The 6209-nt window shown below is 44.8% G+C and carries 8 protein-coding genes; 4 read left to right on the forward strand and 4 right to left on the reverse strand.

The window, feature by feature from the left end; translation table 11 throughout:
- Window positions 1-125: 125 nt before the first annotated feature.
- A complete protein-coding gene (gene ltrA / locus A8707_RS25260) occupies window positions 126-1430 on the reverse strand; it encodes a group II intron reverse transcriptase/maturase (protein WP_068820114.1) in 1305 nt (434 codons plus the stop codon).
- A 395-nt stretch (window positions 1431-1825) separates the two neighbouring features.
- Between ltrA and A8707_RS30025 the strand changes: the two genes are divergently transcribed.
- Window positions 1826-1981, forward strand: coding sequence for a hypothetical protein (locus A8707_RS30025; protein ID WP_231948474.1), 156 nt, complete (start codon window positions 1826-1828; stop codon window positions 1979-1981).
- Window positions 1982-2111: 130 nt separating this feature from the next.
- Window positions 2112-2252, forward strand: a complete 141-nt coding sequence (locus tag A8707_RS28710) for a hypothetical protein (RefSeq protein ID WP_156518878.1) — start codon at window positions 2112-2114, stop codon at window positions 2250-2252.
- Between the two features lie 14 nt (window positions 2253-2266).
- Here the strand turns inward: A8707_RS28710 and A8707_RS25265 are convergent, their stop codons facing one another.
- Genes A8707_RS25265 through A8707_RS25275 form a run of 3 tightly spaced genes read right to left on the reverse strand, consistent with a single transcriptional unit; the run spans window position 2267 to window position 4049 of the window.
- Window positions 2267-3211 (reverse strand): toll/interleukin-1 receptor domain-containing protein, encoded by a 945-nt coding sequence (locus A8707_RS25265; RefSeq protein ID WP_068820117.1) that lies wholly within the window; start codon window positions 3209-3211, stop codon window positions 2267-2269.
- Window positions 3212-3228: 17 nt separating this feature from the next.
- Complete coding sequence (locus tag A8707_RS25270) at window positions 3229-3726, reverse strand: hypothetical protein (RefSeq protein ID WP_068820119.1); 498 nt, start codon at window positions 3724-3726, stop codon at window positions 3229-3231.
- 26 nt (window positions 3727-3752) lie between these two features.
- Window positions 3753-4049 carry a hypothetical protein gene (locus A8707_RS25275; protein WP_068820121.1) on the reverse strand — a complete coding sequence of 99 codons (297 nt, stop codon included), beginning with the start codon at window positions 4047-4049 and terminating at the stop codon, window positions 3753-3755.
- An 846-nt stretch (window positions 4050-4895) separates the two neighbouring features.
- Between A8707_RS25275 and A8707_RS25280 the strand changes: the two genes are divergently transcribed.
- Complete coding sequence (locus A8707_RS25280; protein WP_068820123.1) at window positions 4896-5324, forward strand: hypothetical protein; 429 nt, start codon at window positions 4896-4898, stop codon at window positions 5322-5324.
- 592 nt (window positions 5325-5916) lie between these two features.
- Window positions 5917-6209, forward strand: a 293-nt coding sequence (locus tag A8707_RS30030) for a hypothetical protein (protein WP_231948475.1), incomplete at its 3' end; no start/stop codon positions are given.

Raw genomic sequence — 6209 nt, forward strand, 5'->3', positions numbered from 1 at the left:
GGTCTTGACCTCAACGCGTTGGGATCAATTCTGGAACAAACTGAATCAATACGGCTTTTCCGTTGCCCTCTAATAGTATCAAATAGAGGTCGCACCCTCCCGCACAAGCCTCTTCATTCGGTCATTTACCAGGTGGGATGGAGTGACACGAGACGACCTGGCTTAGCCAGAGGATATCTGGCTTGGTAGCGCAGGAAGCTCTCCCACGTGAAGCTACGTCGCTGACTGCGGCGATTCAACCACTTCAACAGCAGTCTGTGGACTGCCCGTTCAAAGCGGTAAAGTGCCCGACTGTTATCGGTGACTCCAAAGTAATTGAAATGTCCCCGCAGCTTCCGCCCTAGGGCTTGCCAGAGTTCTGGCAGCTTACGAGCGTTACGTTCCTGGCGCAACCATTGATTGATAGACACCAGGGCACGGCGAAATCGCTTCTTCGAGGTCTTGCGCTTCAATCGAGCTTTCCCATTGCGACTCCTACCCCAGTAATGGGTGAAGCTGAGGAAATCAAAGCTGGGGAGATGTTCCCCCGCCTTGAAGGACTGCCAGGCTCGACGCTTGCCAAATGCCAGCAGTTGAGTTTTCTCCTGATTGAGTCGCAGTCCGAACTTTGCCAGTCGTTTCGGCAGGACTTGCATAAAGCGCTGTGCATCGTTCTCACACTCAAACACAGCAATGCAATCGTCGGCGTACCGGATCAGCGCACAATACCCCCGGACATGCTGGGTGACCACAGTGGCAAACCACTGATCCAACACAAAGTCCAGGAATACGTTTGCAATCACCGGCGAGACAATGGAGCCTTGAGGGCTGCCCAGTTCATCCTGCACAACGCCCCCCGGAGTTTGCACCCCTGCTTTGAGCATTCGCGCTATCAGGGACAGGAATCTCCTGTCTTTGATCCGCTCTCGCAGCACGGACAAGATCTCGATATGGGGCATTGTGTCGAAAAACTGCGCTAGATCTAAATCTGCAATCCAGTTCACCGGTTGGCTCATCACCTCCTGATTGAGTTGCCGCAACGCATCGTGGCAGCTTCTCTGGGGTCGAAACCCATAGGAGGTATCGAGAAAGACCGGTTCGTAGATCGCTTCTAAGATCCGACGAGTCATCTCTTGAACGATTTTGTCCTCCACGCAACTGATCCCTAAAGGACGCATCGAGCCATCCTCTTTGGGAATCTCCACGCGTCGCACCGGTTGAGGACGGTACGACATCTGGGACAGTTTACGGTGCAGTTCCCGCAGGTTGTCCTCCAGGTTCTGTCCGTATTCTGCCTTGCTCACTCTATCCACTCCGAGCGCTTTCTTTGCATCTAGCGCCTCGAAACAGACTCGCAGGTTGTCCACGCTATAGTGATGCATCAAAGTTGTAAACACCGATGCTGGTTGACTGCTTGCCCGTTTGGCTATCCGCTCGATTCCAGTGGTCATCCTAGTTCCACCTCGGCTAATATCGCCCACCCCGCCCCATACTCGTGTTCCGAAAGGTGAGAGCAACCGGGAATACAAAGCAAGCCTAAACATGGGCAGGAGTCTTCTCTACCCGACCTGAGACCCCGGATACTAGGAAAAGCACTTCTAATAGACAACTCTCCTATGCCCGCTACACCCGAAAGCCTCCAGAAATTTGTCCAATATTGCCATTTGCTGGTTGAGATGAAGAAGCGGGGCGAGGATCTCAACCAGCATCACGTCTAGGTGTGTTCGCACGCATATCTCAGTCGCCAAATAGGCTCTTATCGACTGTAACCATTATCTTTTCTCCGGAGATCTCCGGAGTACAAACAAGACTGCCGTATAGTATAAATATACTATATATTCAAACTATGTCACGGAATAATGGCTCAAAATTAACATCCAAGGATGAGCTTTGCGAAGAACTCAGAGATCTGGTTGTGGAAAAACAGCAAGTAAAGGAGCAAATTAGAGAAGTAGAAAAGCAGATCGATCGGGCGCAGAACAACATGAATAAAGCAGGATAATTTCATGCTTCTTTACTAGAGCTTGACTTTCAACGTTTGGAATTTAAATTTTCTCCAGAAGGTCTTTAATTCTCCGAATACTTCAGCATTGCCTAGAAGGATAAAGCGTAGTCAATGCTGAAGACTCTCTATGAACGAAGTAGAACGGTTCCAACTGATGAAAAGAAAAGCTTGTTTAAAGGCTGAGCTTTTAGAGCTAACTAAAGATATTGAGGGAGTTCAAGCAATCTTGTACCAAATCCGAGAAATTGATGAGAGACTGGGGGCATAAGCAGAAATGATTTGTCACTTTAAATTATTAAGATTTCGAGCATCCATTAGAAGCCTTGAGACAGCATAGTCAATACGGGCTTCTAACAATTCCTTCATAGAAGTATCTATATGAGATGGAATTTTATCTTTAATCAATTTGAAGGCTTCTTCATAAACATCTAAGCTTGCAAATTTGTATATTCTGGGATTTGCCAATGTGGGCGACAAGGCTGGTTCATCTATAAAAATGATGTCGTCCCTTTCAACAGACATAGAAATAAATTCTAGATGTGTAGAAATCTCTAGAAAAAATCTAGATAAGTTATCTTTCTTCTTAACCTCCTGCTTCAGCTTTGGAAATTTTTCTAACGCTATTGCTCCACACTTTTCTGCGATACTTTCTCTGGAAGTGAGCCAAGCTAGAAGAGGTTTTAACTTGGGATTGACTTGATCATTTGAGGAGCTTATTTCATGTAGCTTTTCTTCAATATCTCTAATCTCTTGCTCCAAGATATTCTTCTTAGTTAAGAGATTTTCCAGTTTGCAATGTAGATATTCAATGAATTTCTGCCCTTTAATTCCCGAGAATAGTTGTTCTATGGGATCGGGTCGATTTTTGCGAAAGTCAACCCACAGTCTGTCTCTAAGGAAAGGAGGCAAATTTGGCTTTTGTGGCGCATTTTGAAGCAAGACAGGAATGATAGGACAGTTTCTCTCCTTAACTTGATAGAGAAACGCACTAATCTCTTCGTCTTGCCAAGGACCAATGCCGTTTTCACCTACAAATACAGCAACAGAGAAAACTTGCTCAATTTGCGCCTCTAATGATCTTCGCACAGAACGTCCAGGAATAAGTTCCCATTCATCTAGCCAAGGAACAAGACCAAGTTTTTTTAATTTATAACCAACCTCCTTAACTTCTGTTTTATCATTGCTGTTATGGCATAGAAAAACATCAAACTGGCTGTTTTCGCTCACGGTGGTTTTCCAGTAGGTTATTGTTCAACGCCTGCAATCTTTGCTAGCGCGATCGCGTATTGCTCCAAATCATTCCGCAATTCTGCTAATTCTTGGCGCATTTTGGCAGCTTCTAACCAGTTCTGCTCATGCACCTTTTTGCTCAAATCATTGGGTCGCTGCACTTCCCACTCCTCCAGAGCTGTGTGCCAGCGAGTCATAAATGGACGCAAACCATCGTTTAAAACCGCGATCGCAATTCCACCTACGGAGTGCCGTGATGCGCCCACCCTCGGACCCGATAACTTCAAGACCTCTCGCGTCGTCCCAAACAGCGTGTACAGGGAATTGAGCGCTTCCCGCAGCAAACCTTGCTCCGTTCCTAATGTTTGCACTGCAATGCGAGTTACCAATTCCACATACAGTGACCATGCCGCATTTTGCTCAGTCGGATCAGCTTGCCACTTGGCAGAGCCAATGCCAAACGGTAGGCTAACGGATACTTCTTTCAAAACTGCGGTCGCTTTCTTTGGCATTGAGACTTTTAACTTCCGTAGCTGAGTCAGATACGAAACCCCAAGTATGTATTTAATGGAGTTGGCGAGAGAATTGTATCAGTTTGCCAGCGCTGGCTATTGTGAGATGTGTCACACTCCACTCGTTCATGCCCATGCTTCTTGCCAATCCGCGTGCTTTCTACCTCATCGGCTTCGATTCGAGCTGAGGTTCGGTCAATTCTGTTTGAGAGTTCATCGACCAGTTGGTTTAAGTACAGAGGAAGCGAATCTCGCAAGACCAGAAAATCCTGATGGAAGGATGCAGCCACTTCATCACGCGCCCGCTTTTCCCACACCTGCATGATGCGTCCAATGTTCTGCTAAAGATGGTCAGACGCTTGGTTAGACATCGTTTTTGATTCTTTGCGTGAGTGAGATTGGTTTGGGATAAGGCGTTTCCGTAACGGAAACGCCGAATAACGGAGGGTGCACTATACGGTCTTGAGATTGGATTCAGGGGTTCTTTGCATAACCCCCCAAAAAGGTATATTCCACATTGAGACGATTAAGTCTTAGCGTGATTTTTGGCAAGCTAATAGCTGTCAAAACGCTTTTATGTCAGAACTTCTGGCGGTTTACTACGCCTGCGCCCGTCAGCATCGCGATCGATGCGTCAGTGCTCTTTCCACTCAAGAACGTCTCAAAAGGTATACCTTCTGAGACATAGCAATCAGTGTGTCTCAATCCATGTCTCAAATAGCCCTTCTCAGAAAGTCTTAGACCTTATGAAACTACAGAGCTCCTGGTATAGGGTTCTTTGGTCATACAATCACTGCTTGAATACGGAAAAAGAACAAGCTTGCTCTTGATGCGAGACTCACATGTCTCGTTCTGGAATATGCCTTTTCGAGGGGTTATGCAAAGAACCCCAGATTCAGGACGAAATCTTTTAGTAAAACTTATCTAGGTAGTAATCCAGAACTTTTACAGCAATTTCAGGATCAGCGTTTTCAAGGTTGTATCTATCAACACTCCGGGCAATTTTTGATGAGCAACGACAGAATGCGGGTTTCAGCCCTCTTTCATAGTCGTTAAACTAACGAGAAACCAAGGGTTTCAGCGGTTGCTCAGAAAATTGTCCGAACTATTGATCTATCAATTAGTTTGTAAAATTTAGACACAAAGTTGCTTTAGAAAGAAAAAAGACAATGAAAGCTAGAATGAATCAAACTCATTACAATCGGATAAAAGCATTAGAGGCACTATTATACGGAAACAAAGAGTCTACTGATTCAACGTTTGAAACAGCAGAAACACTAGAAAATTTGTTTTTTATTACATCAATTAAAGATAGAGTAGCAAGACTATCTCTAAATGCCACAGATCGTACAGATGAGGTATATATAGCTGCATCAAGCTTTAGGGACTTGATGAAAGGATTTACCGAAAATTATGGCGGTTGGATAAACGCAGAAAAGCCTTTTGAACGCGCAACCGCCGCAGAAAACCTCCTAGAAGCCTATGCAGTTTTTGATAAACCAAGATTAGTAAAAGCTTTTAGGAGAGGCGTTGCAATTGCTTTAGTAATTGGTTTAGTAGTAGGGCTAGTAGTTGGATGGATGCTTAAACCGGGGTGAACTAACAATACTTCGGACAAATTTAAGCAGCGATAATGCCGTAATCACAAAGGGTTGGATAGTTGTGGTGGGACTTAATCAAGCTTGGCTCCAGGCTTAAGTGGACAATAAATCGGTCGAGGAGATGCTGGTTGAAGGCACGTCGCTTCACACTGGTCATGGAGAAGCCATTATCTTGAAGTCAAGCAAATCATGCAGGTTAGCGTTCCCGTCGCTTTTGGACTAAACCCAACCATAAGCCTAAAAGCCTCTCTAGGAATGACTTTCGATAGTTGAGTTCTTGGTTTGCTTAAAGCCAGAAACCGCTCGACGAATCGGTTTCCTAATCTCTCGATCTGGCTTGCTTCTCTGCGAAGTGAGCAACGGAGCTAAAGACTGACTATAAAGTAAAATGCTTTCTATATCAGGGTTTTAGCTTTTGCGTTGTTTTAGGTTCGATTGCTCCGGAAATGCCGTCAAACTTAGTGAATCCCAGAAAAGACGTTCTATTTATTTTTTCAAAAAACTCTGTCAGATGCCACTTTTTAATCCGCTCACTTACTATTTTTTTATCTGGTCAGCATTTGGCTTCTACTACCATACAAGACTGAGAATGGACAGAGAGCAAGTCACATGGGGAAATCTAATCTTCCACTTGTCCAGTTTAATTTATGGTTTCGGGCTCCTCGGTTTTTATATTTGGCTTTTCACAATCAAATGGTATTATCCTCTTCAGATTTTTCTGTATACAACAACGGGCGATATTATATTTTTTGCAGCAGAAGCCTTTATTGTTAAAAAGCTATTAACAATAGTTCGGACAGTTTTTGCGGTCAGACGTGGACAGAAAAGCTATCCATCAGCTAGGGTGCAGATTAGAAACAAAGCGCACCGGATGGATAGCCA

It is taken from the genome of Phormidesmis priestleyi BC1401 (assembly GCF_001650195.1).
In the GTDB taxonomy this organism is placed as follows: domain Bacteria; phylum Cyanobacteriota; class Cyanobacteriia; order Leptolyngbyales; family Leptolyngbyaceae; genus Phormidesmis_A; species Phormidesmis_A priestleyi_B.